Below are 15,690 nucleotides of genomic sequence, written 5' to 3' on the forward strand. Positions count from 1 at the left end.
TTGAGTGACTATAAATCTATCACCATCTCAAAGCCGCCGTAGATCAGCCGTTTGCCATCGAACGGCATCTTGGCGGGATCCATCATTTCCTTCATGCGCGGGTCGGACATGACCTTCTCGTTGCAGGAATCGCGCACCTCGCGCGAAGGATAGATAATCCACGAGAACACCACCACCTCGCCATCCTCTAGCTTGACCGCTTGCGGGAAGGAGGTGTGAACACCCACTTTCACATCATCGGCAACTGTTTCGCGGTATTCCGTCGCGCCGTATTCGCGCCACACCTTTGCACACTGGCGCGACATCTCCAGGTAAGCATCCATGTTCTTGCTGGGAACCGGCACAATGAATCCATCGACATAAGCCATTTGAATCTCCTTGTGAAGTGAGTCCTCAGCTTATGCCGCACGATTGGCCGTGACAAGGAAAGCTCGCCGGTATGCGCCCGGGGTGGTTGAGGCAACGCGGCGGAAATGGTGGCGCAGCGACTCTTCCGAGCCAAAGCCGGCCCGCTCGGCTACCTGGGCCAGCGCGATGTCCGGCGACTCGAGCAAATCCTTCGCAATAGCTACCCGCTCACGCGCCAGCCATTCGACCGGTCCCATGCCGGTGGCATCCTGGAATTGGCGCTGCAAGGTCCGTGGGCTCATGGCCGCGCGCTCGGCCATGCTGGCCACTGTATGCGGCTCGGCCGGGTGGCTGCGCAGCCAGTCCATCAGGCGTGACAACCTGCCCTGCTCATCATGCGCCATGGGGCGCGGCAGGAATTGCGCCTGCCCGCCTTCCCGATGCGGCGCCACCACCAGCCGCTGCGCCACCATATTGCCGACCCGCGCGCCGTAATCGCGCCGCACCAGGTGCAGCAGCATGTCCAGTCCCGCAGCCGAACCGGCGGAAGTGATGATCTGCCCCTCGTCGACATACAGGTCGTCCGCCAGCACGCGGATGCGCGGATAACGGCGCGCGAGCCGTTCGGCATAGCGCCAGTGGGTGGTGGCGCGCCGCCCATCCAGCACGCCGGCAGCGGCCAGGATGAAAACGCCGGAACAGATGGTGCACAGCCGGGCACCGCGCGCGTGGGCGGCGCGGATCTGCTCGAGAAGCGCTTCCGGCGGCTCCTCGTCGGCATCGCGCCAGCCGGGGATCACGATGGTATCGGCCCGCTCCAGCAGCGAAGGATCGTAAGGCGCGTGCACCATGATCCCGCCAGCCGCACGGATCGGCCCCTGCTCGACTGCGCAGACGGCAAAGTCGTACCAGTCCACGCCCAGCTCCGGACGGTCCAGGGCAAACAGCTCGACCGTACAGCCGAATTCGAAGGTGCACAGGCCGTCATAGGCCAGCGCCACGACCAGGTGTTTTTTCGCGCTCATGGCGCAATCTTAACGCATTACGGCATTCGCGCCACTGCCGCACGAGGCGCCGGAGGCCGAGAATGGTGTCACTTTCAAACCGCTAAAGGAGAATTCAGATGCCATCCATCGTCACCGAAGCCGCCGCAGCCCCAAGCACTGAGGCCCTCGCCCACTTTGAAGATTCGCTGCGTTTTGAAACGGATTGCTGGGATGTCCACAGCGTGATGGGCACCGCGCAGCAGGATTTCGTGCTGCTCGACGTGCGGGGAACGGAAAAGTATGCGGCCGGCCACGTGCCAGGCGCAGTGGACCTGGCTCACCGCAAGATCATCGGCTCCAGGCTGGCTGAGTACCCGCCGGATACCGTGTTCGTGACCTACTGCGCCGGCGCGCACTGCAACGGCGCAGCGCGCGCCGCGATCCGCCTGGCGAAGCTGGGCCGCCCGGTGAAGATCATGACCGGCGGGATCACCGGCTGGCTGGACGAAGGCTTTGCCCTCGCCGCCTCACCGCTGGCCGCCGCCGCGTAATCAGCCCGCGAGGGCTTTCTCGAGCGCTTCGACCAGGGCCTTGTCGTCCGGTTTGACCTTGCTTGGGAAGCTCTCGACCACATTGCCCTTGCGGTCGATCAGGTATTTATGGAAGTTCCAGGCCGGCGTCTTGCCGGTCGCCTTGATCAGCTTTGCGTAAAACGGGTTCGGCGCGTCGCCCGACACCACGGACTTGGCGAACATCGGGAACTTCACGCCATAGGTGTTGTAGCACAGGTCAGCAATCTCCTTGCTGCTGCCCGGCTCCTGCTTGCCGAAATCATTCGACGGGAAGCCCAGCACGACCAGCCCTTTCACCGAGTATTTCGCATACACTTCTTCCAGTCCTTTGTACTGCGGGGTATAGCCGCAATAGCTGGCCGTGTTGACGACCAGGATCACCTTGCCGGCATACTGGCACAAGTCCTGCGGCGCATCATCCTGCAGGCGGTTGAATGACTGTTTAAGAATGGCGGGGCAGCTCGCAGCTGGCGCGTTGGCGACAGTTGCAGCTGCGGGTTGCGCGGCAGGTGCCTGTGCAAAGGCAGCAGCGGCGCTCAGGCTCAGCGCGGACAGCGCTGCAAACTTGGTGAGGATAGATGGCATGGGTAGTCTCTTCCGGTTCGTTCGAATTTCCGATTGTATGACAATTGCCGGCTGCACGTTGGCGCTGGCGGTCGTCGCGCAAGCCTCGGCCGCGCCGGCCCCACTACCAGCGATGAAAACGCAGCAGGTATCGATTTCCGGGCTTTCATCCGGCGCCTTCATGGCGGTGCAATACCAGGTCGCCTATTCCGGCAGCGTGGTTGGCGCCGGGATCATCGCGGGCGGCAGCTATTACTGCGCGCAAGGCAGCATGATGAACGCCATCGGCAGCTGCAAAGGCGCCGACGTTGCCGAACTGGCGGCAGTGACCCGAAAACGCGCCGAGGCGGGACAGGTCGATCCGGTCGCGAAGTTGGCCACGCACCGCGTGTGGATGTTCTCCGGCACCCTCGACAAGCTGGTCCCATCGGCCTCGATGGCCGACCTGGCGAAATACTACGCGGCCTTCATCCCAGCCGCGCAAGTCCAATTCAAGAGCGACCTGGCCGCCGGCCATGCCATGCCGACCGACAGCTTTGGCAATAAGTGCGACGCCCTGGCTGCGCCATTTATCAGCAATTGCGGTTTCGACGCGGCCGGCAACCTGCTGCAATGGATCTACGGCCCGCTGAAAGCACGCGGCGATAATGCCGCCCCGGCGGGCAAGCTGCAGGAATTCGACCAGTCCGAATTCCTGCCTGCGCCCACCACGCACGGCATGGCCAACACCGGCTACGTCTACATTCCACCGGGCTGTGAGGCCGGTGGAGCTGGCTGCAAGCTGCACATCGCCCTGCATGGCTGCATGCAGGATATCGGCACCCTCAAGGATACCTATGCGCGCAACGCGGGCTACAACGCCTGGGCCGACACCAACCGCATCGTGGTGCTTTACCCGCAAACGGCGGCGATCAGCCCGATGCCGAATTCAAAAGCCTGTTGGGACTGGTGGGGCTACGACGATCCCGACTACTCGGTGCAGGGCGGCCGCCAGCTGCGCGCCATCAAGCGGATGGCAGAGCGCCTGACGGGAGCGTAACCCGGAAGCAGGCGCCATGCTCGCCATGCGGCAGGCATTCGACCTCGCCGCCATGGCGGCGCGCGATCTGGCGCACCAATGACAGGCCCAGGCCGACGCTGCCCGCCTTCTCCGACGCCCCAGGCAGGCGATAGAACGGCTCAAAAATCCGCTCACGCTCGGCCTGCGGCACACCCGGGCCGCGGTCGCAAACCTCAAGCATGGTTCCAGCGGCAGCGCTGGCGAGCATCACGCTCACCTCCGCCTCCCCGCCATGGCGCCGTGCGTTCTCCAGCAGGTTGCGCACCATGCGCCGCAGCAGCGTTGCATCGCCATGCATGGCATGCGCCACACCATCCAGCACCGCGCCGACCCGCGCGCATTCTTCGGCCACGATGGCGGTGAAGTCCACATCGTCCTGCGCCGCACCGTCCTGCGGCAACCGCGTCGAGCCGGCTGGCCAGCAGGACTTCATCGATCAACTGGTCCAGCTCCGAGATATTGCGTGCCAATTCCCGGCGGATCGCCGGGCTGGCCGAGTCTTGCAGCAATTCCACCGCCATCCGGATACGCGCCAGCGGCGACCGCAATTCATGCGAGGCATTGGCCAGCAGGGACTTCTGCGCAACCACCAGCGCCTCGATGCGCGCCGCCGAATCGTTGAAACTGGCCGCCAGTTGCGCCACTTCATCCGAGCCCCTGGCGTCGACGCGTGCGGCCAGGTCGCCCCGCCCCCAAGCCTGCACACTGCCTTGCAGGTGCTCCAACCGGCGCGTAATGCGCCGCACGACAGGATAAGCGCCCGCCGCAATCACGATCGCGATCATCAGAAGCAGCATCGTCACCGCCATGGTCGCATTGCGCGGCATATGACGCGGCGGAGCGAACCAAAAGTGGATGTAGCCAAACATCAGGACGGCCAGCAGGATACAGGCCAGCAGCGTCGCGTATATGCGCACGTACATGCGCGAGCCAAAGTTACGCATCCTGGACCTTCGCGAAAACATAGCCTGCGCCGCGCACGGTAATGATGCGGCGCGGCGCCTTGGGATCATCCTCAATTGCGGCACGCACCCGGCCCACGTGGACGTCAATGGAGCGGTCAAATGGCTCCAGCGCGCCACCTTTGAGCGCATCGATCAATTGTTCGCGCGACAACACGCGCCCCGCACTCTGGGCGAAGGCCATCAAAAGGTCGAACTGGTATGCAGTCAGCGGACGCTCGGCGCCATCGACACGCACCATGCGTGCGCCGGGATCGATTTCGAGACGGCCGAAACGCAAGGGCGGTAAGGCGGCCGACGCCACACCCGCGTCGGCCAGCGTCGGTCGGCGCAACAAGGCACGCAAACGCGCCAGCAACTCACGCGGCTCAAAAGGCTTCGGCAGATAGTCGTCGGCGCCGAGCTCGAGGCCGATGACCCGGTCGAGAGGGTCGCCCTTGGCCGTCAGCATCAACACCGGAAGGCTGCGCAGCGGTTGCGGCATGCCGCGCAGGCGGCGGCAGACCTCCAATCCATCGACGTCGGGCAGCATCAGGTCCAGGATCAGGGCCGAGTAGCTGCCCTGAGCGGCCTGCGCCAGCCGGTCCAGCCCTGCCTGCGCGGTCCCGGCATGCTCCACGCGCAGGCCATTCTGGGCCAGATAGGTTTCAACCATGGCCGCCAGGCGCTGGTCGTCGTCGATGATGAGGACAAGGGGTTGGGACATGGTTGAAACTATAACTTAATGGCTTCCCATATGGCTCGTCGCCATCATATGCAAGGCGCCATTGAACTTGGTGCGCTGTTCCGGCGTCAGGACTTCGGCCGCATCCATTGCAGCGGCCAGTACGCGGCGCGACATCAGGTCCATCTTCTTCACATGATCGGCTCGCAGGGATTCCAGGGCGGCGCGGTCGATTGCCGGCTGGGCGAGCTGGCGCGACATCGCCTCGTGCCCCTCCTGCAGCTGCTGGTGGAGCGGCTTCACATCGTTGAAACGGGCCTTGGCGATCTCGGCCAGGCGCGATTTCTGGGCCTCCGTGGCGTCGGGCAGGATGTGCGCCACCATCGTTTGAATGTGCTTGTCCGCCTGCGCGGCGTCCATCGACCATGGGCTATGCCCGCGTTCGTGGCCATGACCTCCTGCGTGGCTGCCGCCGGCGTAGGCGGCGGTACCGCCCAGGGCGGCGACAACTGCGGCAATTGCGATCCAGTACTTCTTGTTCATGACATCTCCTGATAAAGGTTGGTGGGTAGGACCACTGTAGGGAGGCCGCATGTCGCTTCGATGAGTCCTGCGTAAAGTTTTGTAAATCTGCGACAAATGTAAGGGTTTGTAATGACGGTCAACACACTGATGAGTGAGCCCGTTTTCAGCTCAGTGACACAGGAAACAGTGCGCTACACAAGATCAACTAATAGTGAGGATTTAAAAATGAAAAAAGTCATCGCAACCATGATCGCCGGCCTGTTCGCAAGCGCCGCATTCGCACAACAAACTCCTGCTCCAGCTACCCCAGCGGTCCCGGAAGTAAAGGCTGAAGTGAAGGCTGAAGTCAAAGCCGAAGTCAAACAAGAAGTTAAGCAGGAAGTTCAAAAACCTGCAGCTGAAAAGAAGTAACAAAATAATTAGCTAAACGATTTATACAATTTCTTCCAAAGGACACGCACCATGAAAAAGACCATCGCTACCCTGATCGCCGGCCTGTTTGCTACCGCTGCTTTCGCTACCACCCCGGTTGCTCCAACCACTGCAGCGCCTGTAGTAGCACCTGCGGCAGCCGTTGCAGCCACCAGCGCCAAGGTAGAAGCAAAAGTCGAAGCCAAGACCGACGCGAAAGTCGAGAAGAAAACCGAACACAAAGGCACGCACAAGAAAGCTGAAAAGCCTGCTGAAACCAAATCCGAAGTGAAGGCGAGCACCACCACCGCAGCAGCCCCTGCGCCTGCCGCCGCTCCAGCAGCCAAGTAATCCTCGCCAAACCGACTTAAAGACTACTGATTAAAAGGACACCTACCATGAAAAAGACCATCGCTACCCTGATCGCCGGCCTGTTCGCTACCGCTGCTTTCGCTACCACCCCAGTTGCTCCAGTCGCTCCAGCAACGGCCGCTGTGCCTGCGGCTGAAGCCAAGGTGGAAGCAAAAGCAGAAGCCAAGACCGAAGCAAAAGTCGAGAAGAAATCCGTGCACAAAGCTGCACACAAGAAGGCCGAAAAGCCTGTCGAAACCAAGTCTGAAGTGAAGGCGAGCCCGGCTGCGACCACGGCCGTGGCGCCTGCACCGGCTGCAACCCCAGCCACCACCGCAGCTCCAGCAGCCAAGTAATTTTTGCCAAACACGCAGCCCCTCACTCGACTTAAAGGACACACACCATGAAAAAGACCATCGCTACCCTGATCGCCGGCCTGTTCGCTACCGCTGCTTTCGCTACCACCCCTGTTGCACCTGCCACTCCGGCAGCACCAGCAGCGGCACCTGCGGCTGAAGCCAAGGTAGAAGCGAAAGCAGAAGCCAAGACCGAAGCAAAAGTCGAAAAGAAAACCGCGCACAAGGGCACCCACAAGAAGGCAGAAAAGCCTGCTGAAACCAAGTCCGAAGTGAAGGCGAGCCCGGCCCCGACCACGGCCGCGGCGCCTGCACCGGCAGCAGCTCCAGCAGCCAAGTAATCCCCGCTTTCCCCCGGAAAGGCCTCTTCCCGCACGAAGAGGCCTTTCTTCATTCGCCCGTCATATTCCGAAAATACATTGATGAACCGTCCAACATCAATGAGGTTCAAATATGACGAATCCTGGCTATAACCGCAGGCGCTTCCTTACCCATACAGGAGCATTCACGGTAGGCACGGCAGCATTCGGCCTGACCGGCTGTGGCTCCGGCTCGTCCACCGCCGCTCCTGCCATCATTGCTTCCGAATCTGAACGACCCAAGCTGCCATATGGGATCCAGATCGGCGACATTGCCGACGGCCGCGCCATGGTGTGGGCACGCTCCGACCGCCCGGCCCGCATGCGGGTGGAGTTCGATACCACCGGCAGCTTCCTCAATCCACGCCAGGTCATTGGCCCGACTGCCACCGAGGCGAGCGATTTCACCAGCCGCATCGAGTTGACCGGCCTGCCTTCCGGCGAAAAGATATTCCTGCGCGTCTCCTATGACAGCGCGACCGACCTGAAAATTGGCAGCGAACTCGTGACAGGCAGTTTCCGCACGTTGCCGTCGCCGGACGGCAAGCGCCCGGTGCGTTTCGTGTGGAGCGGCGATACCGCAGGCCAGGGCTGGGGTATCAACCCCGAGTTCGGCGGCATGAAAATCTACGAAGCGATGCGCAAGCGCCAGCCGGACTTCTTTGTCCACAGTGGCGACAACATCTACGCCGACGGTCCGATCAGCGCCGAGGTCACGGCGGAGAACGGCCGCATCTGGAAGAACATCGTTGTCCCGGAAGTCTCGAAAGTGGCCGAAACTCTCAATGAATTCCGCGGCCGCTACCGTTACAACATGATGGACGAGAATATCCGCCGTTTCAACGCGGAAGTCCCGCAGATCTGGCAGTGGGACGACCACGAAGTCACCAACAACTGGTCGGCATCGAAAGATCTGAGCGGCGATACCCGCTACACCGAAAAGAACATCCAGACGCTGATCGCGCGCGGCAAGCAAGCCTTCCTTGAATATGCCCCGATGCGCTGGGGCGACCAGCCTGAATCGCAACGCGTTTACCGCCGGATTCCCTACGGCCCCTTGCTCGACGTATTTGTCCTCGACATGCGCTCGTATCGTGGCCCGAACAGCAACAACCTGCAAGCCATCGAAAGCGATGCAAGCGCCTTCCTCGGAGCGGCACAGGTTAAATGGCTCAAGGATTCACTGTCGCAATCGACGGCAACGTGGAAAGTAATTGCCGCCGACATGCCGATCGGCCTGCACGTACCGGATGGCAAAGATGCCAGCGGCACGGCACGCTGGGAAGCAATCGCCAATGGCAACGATGGCGTGCCCCTGGGCCGCGAAATTGAAATGGCAGGCCTGCTGCGCGATATCAAGTCGATCAAGAACGTGGTGTGGATAACTGCCGATGTTCACTACTGCGCCGCACATTACTACGACCCCGCCCATGCCCAGTTCACCGACTTCTCGCCATTCTGGGAATTCGTGGCAGGCCCGCTGAACGCCGGTACGTTCGGCCCTAACGCCCTGGATGCCACGTTCGGGCCACAGCTCAAATTCCAGAAAGCCCCACCTGCCGGGCAAGCCAATCTTTCGCCTTTCGCCGGCTTCCAGTTCTTCGGCGAGGTGAACATCGACCCGTTGACGAAAGCGTTCACCATCGACCTCAGGGACCTCGATGGCGCTTCAGTGTATTCCAACACCTTGCCGCCGGCCGTCTAAGCCGGCAGCTACCCGCGCAGTGCCCGTTGCGCTGCGCGGTATCCCCACCAGGAGGCTTCTTCGAACACCGAGAACCCGCTCAAATCCGAGTGCGCAAACAGCACTGGCCCCGCCATCTCCCGCAAGGCCTTCAACGCCGCGTCGCTACGGAATCCCGGCACCGGCACCGCCATCGCATGGCCGCGCAGGGTGATATCCACACGCTCCACGCAGCGTTCGAATTGTGCACCGTAGGCCGCTTTCAAGTCGACGCTCGCCAGCGCCAGCAGCTCCTCGCCACTCGCCGTCATCATCCATTTGCGCGCTTCGCGCGGATCGCGGTCGGCCAGCGCCATATAGCTGGTGAACACCGTTTTCTCCGGCGGCGCCACGCGGATGTCCTGGTGGGTCGAGACCACGTAGCCCAGGCCCTTGGTGCCGTGCACCACGTTATCCCAGGACAGCGGCACCGCCGGCAGCTCCTGCGGAAAACGCTTCATCAGGAAGTTCGCCACCATCCATGGCGCGTGAATTTGCCTGTGGACATCCGGCATGTTTTCCACAACCCTTGCCGCGACATGCAGCGGCATGGCGGAAATGACGCGCCGCGCGCGGATCGTGAAGGTACGCGCCACTCCGCGCTCGAGCGCAAAGCAAAGCACCTCTACGCCACGCCCGCCAGCGGCGTTGTCCGTGCGCACACGCATCGCGCTGCCGGCCAGCCGCTTGGGCCGGGCGAGCCGCTCCATGCCACTCGCCAGCGTCTGCAGCCCGTCCGGCCAGGTCAGCCAGGAACCCTGCTCCGCGTTCTCCGCCTCGCCGCCGCGTCCGCAGAAATAGTGCAGCCCCGCCCAGGCGGACACCGCATCAACCCCGGCGCCATAATCGTCGCGGCAGCAGTAATCCATGTACCACAGCAGGGAGGGCGCCCGGTAGCCATGCTGGGCAAGCCAGGCGCCAAAGCTCATGCTATCGAGCTGCCCGGCCTCCGCATCCGCCGACGAGTGCTCGCTGGGGAAGGTAAACCTGCGCCGGCCATCCGCACCGACCGCGCCGCGCAAAGCCTCCACCTGCGCAAAGAAACGCTTATGCTCGGCCAATTCCGCTTCCGGTACGTCCTCATGCGGCAAAACACCTTCCTGCCAGACGCCGTTGAGCAGCAGCCGGTCTTCCGGCGCATGCAACACGAACCGCTCATCGTAATAAGGCTTGCGCGACGTCGCACCGCGCTGGATCACCCCCAAATCCGCCAGCAACTCGCGTACATGGGCGCATTCCTCGGTCGGCAACGGCAAATAATGCGCGCCCGTTGGATAGCCAAGCGATCCAAAATGCCCGCCGGCCGCATTCCCATACGGTTCAGGCCCATCGAGCATCAGGAAATCATCGTGCCCCTGCTTGCGTAACTGCCAGGCCGCCGTCAGCGCCGCGACGCCGGAGCCGAGGATCAGGACGTCGGTCGTCAACGATTGCGAAGGAGCAGGCAACGGCTTGCGGTCGCGCAGGAAATGCCCCTCCTCGCGCCCCGGCGCATTCACAGTCGGCGTGATCTCCTGCCAGCGCAGGTAGCCCGCCACGCTGGCCGCAGCGGTGGCGCCGCTGGCAGCGGCCCAGGCCAGGAAAGAACGACGCAGCATCAGCGAATCACCCTGCGCCAGTCCTGTTCGAATTCATGCACCAGCGATTGCGTATTGAGCCGGTTCGGCGCCATCGGCAGCGGCTTCATGTCCGGCGGGAAGACAAACATGGCCCGGGTGGTATCCGCGTTCAGGAATCGCATCGGCAGGCTGTACGACTCAGGCGGCCGGTAATCAAGCTGCGGCGAAGCCATGATGAAGCCCCATTCTCCGAATGAAGGCACGTACAGGTGATACGGCCAGGTGCGCATGCCCACTTCGCGCAGCGTCGCATCCACGGTCCAGTAAGCGTGCGGCGCAAAGAAAGGCGAAGTCGCCTGCACCACCACCAGGCCGTTGGCCGCGATATGCTTTTTCAGTACACCGTAAAAGGGCACCGAATACAGCTTGCCCAGAGCGAAACTGGAAGGATCCGGGAAATCGACAATCGCCGCATCGAACATCTCCCGGCTTTGCTGCAGCCAGATCGCCGCATCGGCATTGACGACTGTTACGCGTTTGTCGCGGAACGAACCCTTATTCAGCTCCACCAGTTCGCCGCGCGTGGTAAAGGCCGCCGTCATGGCGGGGTCCAGGTCCACCAGCGTCACGTGTTCCACCTGTGGATAACGCAAGACTTCGCGCAACGCCAGCCCGTCGCCGCCGCCCAGGATCAGGACACGCTTGGCCCACGGCAGTGCGCCCATGACCGGATGCACCAGCGCTTCGTGGTAACGGTACTCATCGCGCGAGGAAAACTGCAGGTTGCCGTTGATGTACAGCCGCAGGTCGTCCTTCCACTTGGTGATGACCAGGCGCTGGTACGGCGTGCTGGTCGAATACACGATCTCGTCGCCAAACAAGCCATGCTCGCCCCAGCCGGTCAGCCGGTCCGCGCCGCTGAAGCCGATCACCAGCGCCAGCATCACGGCGCTGGCGCGCAACAAACGCCCCGTCACGTTCGCAAGCTCTGTGCGAAAAACGTAAATTGTCCACAGGGCGACCGCGATATTCAGCATCCCGAACAGGAAACCGGTGCGCACCAGCCCAAGCTGCGGCGCCAGCACCAGCGGGAACAAGAGCGACACCGCCAGCGCGCCCAGGTAGTCGAAAGTCAGCACCCGGCTCACCAGTTCACTGAATTCAGTCTGGCGCGAATTCAGCGCGCGCATCACCAGCGGAATCTCCATGCCCACCATGGCCCCCACCAGGAACACCATGGTGTACAGCATGGTGCGGAATGGGGCGGAAGCCCATGCGAAAGTCATGAACAGCACGGCGGCCGACACGCCGCCAATCAGGCCCACTGCCAGTTCGATGTCGACGAAGCGCGCCAGAACGTCCTCGTCCTTCACATACTTGGAAAAATGCGCCCCCACGCCCATCGCGAACAGATAGCAGCCGATAATGGTGGAGAACTGCAGCACCGAGTCGCCCAGCAGGTAGCTGGAAAGTGCACCGGCGATTAATTCGTAGGCAAGACCGCAGGACGCGACGACGAAGACGGAAACAATAAGAATCTTTTTGGTCATTTGAGTGCTTTTGTTCTAATATGTTTCTTTTGCTACAAGCTTGTCACTTTAACCGGGGATCGACGTGAACGCCATCCTAAATTATCTGGTCCACTTGGCACTGGCCGCACTGTTGTTGGTAGTCTTCTTCAAAGCCTATACGTGGCTGACGCCCTATGACGAAGTAAAATTGATCCGGCAGGGCAACCACGCCGCAGCCCTGTCGCTGGGCGGCGCCATGCTGGGCTTTTCAATGACCATCGCATCGAGCATCTTGCATACCAATAACTGGCAGCAGTTCCTGGCCTGGGCTTTCGGCGCGATGATCGTGCAGGCGCTCGGCTATGCCGTCACGACACACTGCCTGAAAATGGCGCAAGACCAGATTGAAGCCGACAACAGCGCCTTCGGCGGCCTGCTCGGCACTATTTCGCTTTCCATCGGTGGCATCAACGCCGCCTGCATTTCCTAAGAGGTCACATCATGGGTATCGGCAGCTTTATCAAGAAGCAGTTTATCGACGTACTGCAGTGGAATGAAGAAACGGAAGGCGTACTGTCCTGGCGCTACCCGATGCAGGACTTCGAGATCCAGAACGGCGGTGTGCTGATCGTGCGCGAGTCGCAGATCGCGGTATTCGTCAACGAAGGCCAGATCGCCGACGTGTTCGGCCCAGGTACCCACAAGCTGACCACGCAAACCCTGCCGCTGCTGACCAACCTGAAAAACTGGGACAAGCTGTTCGACTCCCCGTTCAAGTCGGATGTCTACTTCTTCAGCACCCGCGTGCAGACCGGCCGCAAGTGGGGCACCCCGCAGCCGATCACGATCCGCGACAAGGATTTCGACATGATCCGCGTGCGCGCCTTCGGCATGTATTCCTACCGCGTGACCGATCCGCGCAAGTTCTTCACCGAATTGAGCGGCACCCGCAGCACCTATACCCGCGACGACGTGGAAGACCAGCTGCGCGGCATCCTGCTGGCCTCCATGGCCAACTCGCTGGGCGCTTCGCAGATCGCCTTCCTCGACATGGCGGCCAACCAGGCCCTGATGGCGCAGGAAGTCAAAGGCGGCCTGGCCGATGCGTTCGCGCGCTACGGCATTGGCCTGGATGAGTTCAACGTGGCCAGCGTCAGCCTGCCGGAAGAACTGCAGGCCGCGCTGGACGAGCGCATCTCCGCCGGCATGAAAGGCGGCATGAGCGCCGACAAGATGGCCGGTTACACCAAGTACCAGGTGGCGCAATCGATTCCGCTGGCAGCCGGCAACGAAGGCGGCTTGGCAGGCATCGGCGCCGGCCTCGGTGCCGGCCTGACCGTCGGCCAGGTGATGGGCCAGGCTATGGGCCAGGCACTGAACCCGGGCGCGGCACCAGCAGCAGCGCCAGAAGCAGCTCCGGCTGCCGCCGCCGCACCAGCGCAGGAATCGATCGAGGACCGCCTCGGCAAGCTGAAAGGCCTGCTGGACAAGGGCTTGATCTCGCCAGCCGATTACGACGCCACCAAGGCTGAACTGCTCAAGAAACTGATCGGATAAGCCAGGGCCGCATGCAAACTGTTTCCTGCCCTAGCTGCGGCGCAGAGGTTAACTTCCGCTCGCACGCCTCCGTCATGGCGGTGTGCGAGTACTGCAACACGCGCGTACTGAAGGAAGCCGGCGCGGTCAAAGACCTGGGCAAGATTTCCTCGGTGCTGGAGGACTATTCCCCGATCCAGGTCGGTACCAGCGGCGTGCTGGGCGGCCGTAATTTCAATGTGGTGGGCCGCATCCAGCTGAAGTACGACGCCGGCATGTGGAATGAGTGGTTCATCGTCTTCGACGACGCCACCAGCGGCTGGCTGGGCGATGCGTCCGGCCAGTACACGGTGACCACCCTGCGCAAGCCCGACTCGCAGCTGCCGGCCTTTGAGGACATCGTCCCCGGCAAGCCCTACCAGCTGGTCGGCGCGCGCTATATGTCGGCCGACGTCAGGACCGCGCAATGCATCGGCGGCCAGGGCGAACTGCCGTTCAAGGTAGGCGACGGCTGGCAAGCGAAAGTCGCCGACTTCCGGCGTGCCGACCATTTCATCACCCTCGACTATTCCGACCAGGGCCCGCCGCTGATGTACACCGGCGTCTCGGTCACGCTGCAAGGCATGCAAGCCCAGTTGCTGCGCGATGTGGATGAAATCCAGCGCACCACCGGCCGTTACCGCGGCAAACTCGATGCCCTGGACTGCCCGAATTGCGGCTCCCAGATCAAATACCTGCCTGGCCTGACCGCAAACCTGGTCTGCCAGTCCTGCCAGACCGAGATCGACGCCGCCAGCCCGAAGGCTGAAGTCATTGCTATCGGCCAGCGGCAGGAAAAGGAAACTTTCACGCTGCCCCTGGGCGCCAGCGGCAAGCTTGGCAACCAGGACTTCACCGTCATCGGCGTGATGCGCCGGGCCGACGACGAAGGCAGCGGCTGGACCGAATACCTGCTGTACGGCAGCCGCAACGGCTTCACCTGGCTGGTCGAGACCGCGGATGGCTGGTCGCGCGCCAACGTCATGGACCAATGGCCGGAAGCAGCGGTGCTGGATTCCCAATCGGTCCTCTTCGACAAGGGCGATTACAGCAAGCTGTATGACTACAATTCGGTCGTCACCTACGCGGCGGGCGCTTTCAACTGGCGCGTGTCGGTAGGCGACCATACCCACGTCTACGAGTACAAACGGCAGCAGGTAACGCTGGCGGCCGAACTCACGACCACCGAACTTGGCTGGTCGCGCTCCACGCCGGTTGCCTGGGACCAGCTCAAGGCCTGGTTCGGTGACGCAATCAAAGGCGAAGCGAAGGGTGGCAGCGCACCTGCACAAGATTTCAGCAAGGGCCGCTACAAGCGCTCCGCCAAGAACTGGATGATCGGCATCCTGGTGCTGAATGCGATTCCGCTGCTGTTCAACTTCGGCGGCAGCATCGGAGTTACCCTGATGGCTGTCCTCGCACTCTACTTGCCAGCGGTGGTGCTGGACTCTCTCGACGATCAACAGAAAAAATGAATAAATTCTTCGGCTACGCTCTGATGGTGAGCATGTTCAGCGTCGGCACCAGCTGGGTCAAGTTCGTCAGCGAACCTTCATCGAGCAGCGGCGGCGGCTATCGCGGCAGCAGTTGGTCTTCCAATTCCGGCAGCTGGGGCAGCGGTGGCGGCGGAGGCCATAAGTGAGTATTCACCAACCAAGCGGCACGCACCTGCTGGCCGACATGTCCGGCATCGACGCGGGCCTGCTGGTGGACTGCACCGGGATCGAGCAATTGCTGCGCGGCGCCGCGGCGGCAGCCGGCGCCCAGGTGCTGCACAGCCACTTCCACAGCTTCGGCAGCGGGCTGGGTGTGACCGGCGTGGTGCTGCTGGCGGAGTCCCACATCTCGATCCACACCTGGCCGGAAAACGGCTTCGCTGCCGCCGACATCTTCATGTGCGGCGACGCCCAGCCCCACCTCGCGCTGGAAGTGATCGAAGAAGCGCTGCAGCCCGAGTGCTCCGAAGTCCGCTCTGTCGACCGCGAACCGCCACATTGACTTGCCCCGCCGCCGGTGCGACACTGGCGGCTTCCTCACCAACCCACAGGAGATTTGCCATGCGTTCGTTTGATCTTGCCCTCCTGTCGGCTGCCTGACCTTCAGCGTTTGAGCTAGAGCGCCCAGCCGGGCGCCGACTTTTCCAGACTATTCCTGCTTGCCACGC

At 62.2% G+C, this 15,690-nt stretch carries 21 protein-coding genes; 12 read left to right on the top strand and 9 right to left on the bottom strand.

The genetic code is table 11. The features are described 5' to 3' along the window. Positions 1–8: 8 nt before the first annotated feature. Together ACQ4MM_RS02855 and ftrA are read right to left on the bottom strand one after the other, a co-directional pair. The gene (locus ACQ4MM_RS02855; protein WP_431475940.1) at positions 9–368 is read right to left on the bottom strand and encodes a DUF1428 domain-containing protein; all 360 of its coding nucleotides are present in this window, start codon (positions 366–368) and stop codon (positions 9–11) included. A 30-nt stretch (positions 369–398) separates the two neighbouring features. Further along, positions 399–1,373, bottom strand: a complete 975-nt coding sequence (gene ftrA, locus ACQ4MM_RS02860) for a transcriptional regulator FtrA (protein ID WP_431475941.1) — start codon at positions 1,371–1,373, stop codon at positions 399–401. A gap of 98 nt (positions 1,374–1,471) precedes the next feature. Here ftrA and ACQ4MM_RS02865 point away from each other — a divergent pair, with 98 nt between their 5' ends. Continuing rightward, on the top strand, positions 1,472–1,885 hold the full coding sequence (locus ACQ4MM_RS02865) for a rhodanese-like domain-containing protein (protein ID WP_431475942.1): 414 nt from the start codon (positions 1,472–1,474) through the stop codon (positions 1,883–1,885). Here ACQ4MM_RS02865 and ACQ4MM_RS02870 read toward each other — a convergent pair whose 3' ends face one another. Then, positions 1,886–2,491 carry a glutathione peroxidase gene (locus tag ACQ4MM_RS02870; protein WP_431475943.1) on the bottom strand — a complete coding sequence of 202 codons (606 nt, stop codon included), beginning with the start codon at positions 2,489–2,491 and terminating at the stop codon, positions 1,886–1,888. Between the two features lie 37 nt (positions 2,492–2,528). Between ACQ4MM_RS02870 and ACQ4MM_RS02875 the strand changes: the two genes are divergently transcribed. Then, entirely contained in the window at positions 2,529–3,509 is a 981-nt protein-coding gene (locus tag ACQ4MM_RS02875) for an extracellular catalytic domain type 2 short-chain-length polyhydroxyalkanoate depolymerase (protein ID WP_431475944.1), read from the top strand. Here the strand turns inward: ACQ4MM_RS02875 and ACQ4MM_RS02880 are convergent. From ACQ4MM_RS02880 to ACQ4MM_RS02895, 4 genes are read right to left on the bottom strand one after another with little or no spacing between them, the layout of a single operon-like run. Then, on the bottom strand, positions 3,475–3,798 hold the full coding sequence (locus ACQ4MM_RS02880) for a sensor histidine kinase (protein WP_431476002.1): 324 nt from the start codon (positions 3,796–3,798) through the stop codon (positions 3,475–3,477). The genes ACQ4MM_RS02875 and ACQ4MM_RS02880 overlap by 35 nt on opposite strands. Further along, the gene (locus tag ACQ4MM_RS02885) at positions 3,704–4,474 is read right to left on the bottom strand and encodes a histidine kinase dimerization/phospho-acceptor domain-containing protein (protein ID WP_431475945.1); all 771 of its coding nucleotides are present in this window, start codon (positions 4,472–4,474) and stop codon (positions 3,704–3,706) included. Before ACQ4MM_RS02885 ends, ACQ4MM_RS02880 begins: the two co-directional genes overlap by 95 nt. Beyond that, positions 4,467–5,198: a response regulator gene (locus ACQ4MM_RS02890; RefSeq protein ID WP_431475946.1), complete on the bottom strand. Its 732-nt coding sequence runs from the start codon at positions 5,196–5,198 to the stop codon at positions 4,467–4,469. Before ACQ4MM_RS02890 ends, ACQ4MM_RS02885 begins: the two co-directional genes overlap by 8 nt. 15 nt (positions 5,199–5,213) lie before the next feature. Then, positions 5,214–5,699, bottom strand: a complete 486-nt coding sequence (locus ACQ4MM_RS02895; protein ID WP_431475947.1) for a Spy/CpxP family protein refolding chaperone — start codon at positions 5,697–5,699, stop codon at positions 5,214–5,216. Positions 5,700–5,906: 207 nt separating this feature from the next. On the opposite strand from ACQ4MM_RS02895, the gene ACQ4MM_RS02900 reads away from it, so the two are divergent. The 5 genes from ACQ4MM_RS02900 (at position 5,907) to ACQ4MM_RS02920 (ending at position 8,863) form a co-directional block, all read left to right on the top strand. Next, a complete protein-coding gene (locus ACQ4MM_RS02900; protein ID WP_057262264.1) occupies positions 5,907–6,092 on the top strand; it encodes a hypothetical protein in 186 nt (61 codons plus the stop codon). A 51-nt stretch (positions 6,093–6,143) separates the two neighbouring features. Beyond that, on the top strand, positions 6,144–6,443 hold the full coding sequence (locus ACQ4MM_RS02905; protein ID WP_431475948.1) for a hypothetical protein: 300 nt from the start codon (positions 6,144–6,146) through the stop codon (positions 6,441–6,443). A 47-nt stretch (positions 6,444–6,490) separates the two neighbouring features. Next, positions 6,491–6,799, top strand: coding sequence for a hypothetical protein (locus tag ACQ4MM_RS02910; RefSeq protein WP_431475949.1), 309 nt, complete (start codon positions 6,491–6,493; stop codon positions 6,797–6,799). Between the two features lie 47 nt (positions 6,800–6,846). Beyond that, positions 6,847–7,140 carry a hypothetical protein gene (locus tag ACQ4MM_RS02915; RefSeq protein ID WP_431475950.1) on the top strand — a complete coding sequence of 98 codons (294 nt, stop codon included), beginning with the start codon at positions 6,847–6,849 and terminating at the stop codon, positions 7,138–7,140. A gap of 112 nt (positions 7,141–7,252) precedes the next feature. Next, entirely contained in the window at positions 7,253–8,863 is a 1,611-nt protein-coding gene (locus ACQ4MM_RS02920) for an alkaline phosphatase D family protein (RefSeq protein ID WP_431475951.1), read from the top strand. A gap of 8 nt (positions 8,864–8,871) precedes the next feature. Here ACQ4MM_RS02920 and ACQ4MM_RS02925 read toward each other — a convergent pair whose 3' ends face one another. Together ACQ4MM_RS02925 and ACQ4MM_RS02930 are read right to left on the bottom strand one after the other, a co-directional pair. After that, the gene (locus ACQ4MM_RS02925; protein ID WP_431475952.1) at positions 8,872–10,479 is read right to left on the bottom strand and encodes an NAD(P)-binding protein; all 1,608 of its coding nucleotides are present in this window, start codon (positions 10,477–10,479) and stop codon (positions 8,872–8,874) included. Next, entirely contained in the window at positions 10,479–11,990 is a 1,512-nt protein-coding gene (locus tag ACQ4MM_RS02930; protein ID WP_431475953.1) for a polyamine aminopropyltransferase, read from the bottom strand. The genes ACQ4MM_RS02925 and ACQ4MM_RS02930 overlap by 1 nt, the downstream gene beginning before the upstream one ends. Before the next feature lie 64 nt (positions 11,991–12,054). On the opposite strand from ACQ4MM_RS02930, the gene ACQ4MM_RS02935 reads away from it, so the two are divergent. The 5 genes from ACQ4MM_RS02935 to speD are packed head-to-tail and all read left to right on the top strand — an operon-like array spanning position 12,055 to position 15,524. Next, positions 12,055–12,441 (top strand): DUF350 domain-containing protein, encoded by a 387-nt coding sequence (locus ACQ4MM_RS02935; RefSeq protein WP_431475954.1) that lies wholly within the window; start codon positions 12,055–12,057, stop codon positions 12,439–12,441. Positions 12,442–12,452: 11 nt separating this feature from the next. Then, positions 12,453–13,508 carry an SPFH domain-containing protein gene (locus tag ACQ4MM_RS02940; RefSeq protein ID WP_431475955.1) on the top strand — a complete coding sequence of 352 codons (1,056 nt, stop codon included), beginning with the start codon at positions 12,453–12,455 and terminating at the stop codon, positions 13,506–13,508. 11 nt (positions 13,509–13,519) lie between these two features. After that, on the top strand, positions 13,520–15,001 hold the full coding sequence (locus ACQ4MM_RS02945) for a DUF4178 domain-containing protein (RefSeq protein WP_431475956.1): 1,482 nt from the start codon (positions 13,520–13,522) through the stop codon (positions 14,999–15,001). Next, positions 14,998–15,168 (top strand): hypothetical protein, encoded by a 171-nt coding sequence (locus ACQ4MM_RS02950; protein ID WP_431475957.1) that lies wholly within the window; start codon positions 14,998–15,000, stop codon positions 15,166–15,168. The genes ACQ4MM_RS02945 and ACQ4MM_RS02950 overlap by 4 nt, the downstream gene beginning before the upstream one ends. Further along, on the top strand, positions 15,165–15,524 hold the full coding sequence (gene speD / locus ACQ4MM_RS02955; protein WP_431475958.1) for an adenosylmethionine decarboxylase: 360 nt from the start codon (positions 15,165–15,167) through the stop codon (positions 15,522–15,524). The genes ACQ4MM_RS02950 and speD overlap by 4 nt, the downstream gene beginning before the upstream one ends. Positions 15,525–15,690 lie beyond the last annotated feature (166 nt).

The organism is Massilia eburnea (assembly GCF_050709955.1).
GTDB lineage: Bacteria > Pseudomonadota > Gammaproteobacteria > Burkholderiales > Burkholderiaceae_D > Rugamonas > Rugamonas eburnea_A.

Coding starts and splice junctions, on each gene's coding strand:
- ACQ4MM_RS02930 (WP_431475953.1), bottom strand. CDS start 11,990: ATGACCAAAAAGATTCTTATTGTTTCCGTCTTCGTCGTCGCGTCCTGC.
- ACQ4MM_RS02870 (WP_431475943.1), bottom strand. CDS start 2,491: ATGCCATCTATCCTCACCAAGTTTGCAGCGCTGTCCGCGCTGAGCCTG.
- ACQ4MM_RS02940 (WP_431475955.1), top strand. CDS start 12,453: ATGGGTATCGGCAGCTTTATCAAGAAGCAGTTTATCGACGTACTGCAG.
- ACQ4MM_RS02855 (WP_431475940.1), bottom strand. CDS start 368: ATGGCTTATGTCGATGGATTCATTGTGCCGGTTCCCAGCAAGAACATG.
- ACQ4MM_RS02900 (WP_057262264.1), top strand. CDS start 5,907: ATGAAAAAAGTCATCGCAACCATGATCGCCGGCCTGTTCGCAAGCGCC.
- ftrA (WP_431475941.1), bottom strand. CDS start 1,373: ATGAGCGCGAAAAAACACCTGGTCGTGGCGCTGGCCTATGACGGCCTG.
- ACQ4MM_RS02865 (WP_431475942.1), top strand. CDS start 1,472: ATGCCATCCATCGTCACCGAAGCCGCCGCAGCCCCAAGCACTGAGGCC.
- ACQ4MM_RS02920 (WP_431475951.1), top strand. CDS start 7,253: ATGACGAATCCTGGCTATAACCGCAGGCGCTTCCTTACCCATACAGGA.
- ACQ4MM_RS02905 (WP_431475948.1), top strand. CDS start 6,144: ATGAAAAAGACCATCGCTACCCTGATCGCCGGCCTGTTTGCTACCGCT.
- ACQ4MM_RS02945 (WP_431475956.1), top strand. CDS start 13,520: ATGCAAACTGTTTCCTGCCCTAGCTGCGGCGCAGAGGTTAACTTCCGC.
- ACQ4MM_RS02910 (WP_431475949.1), top strand. CDS start 6,491: ATGAAAAAGACCATCGCTACCCTGATCGCCGGCCTGTTCGCTACCGCT.
- ACQ4MM_RS02895 (WP_431475947.1), bottom strand. CDS start 5,699: ATGAACAAGAAGTACTGGATCGCAATTGCCGCAGTTGTCGCCGCCCTG.
- ACQ4MM_RS02950 (WP_431475957.1), top strand. CDS start 14,998: ATGAATAAATTCTTCGGCTACGCTCTGATGGTGAGCATGTTCAGCGTC.
- ACQ4MM_RS02885 (WP_431475945.1), bottom strand. CDS start 4,474: ATGCGTAACTTTGGCTCGCGCATGTACGTGCGCATATACGCGACGCTG.
- ACQ4MM_RS02925 (WP_431475952.1), bottom strand. CDS start 10,479: ATGCTGCGTCGTTCTTTCCTGGCCTGGGCCGCTGCCAGCGGCGCCACC.
- ACQ4MM_RS02875 (WP_431475944.1), top strand. CDS start 2,529: ATGACAATTGCCGGCTGCACGTTGGCGCTGGCGGTCGTCGCGCAAGCC.
- ACQ4MM_RS02880 (WP_431476002.1), bottom strand. CDS start 3,798: ATGGTGCGCAACCTGCTGGAGAACGCACGGCGCCATGGCGGGGAGGCG.
- ACQ4MM_RS02890 (WP_431475946.1), bottom strand. CDS start 5,198: ATGTCCCAACCCCTTGTCCTCATCATCGACGACGACCAGCGCCTGGCG.
- ACQ4MM_RS02915 (WP_431475950.1), top strand. CDS start 6,847: ATGAAAAAGACCATCGCTACCCTGATCGCCGGCCTGTTCGCTACCGCT.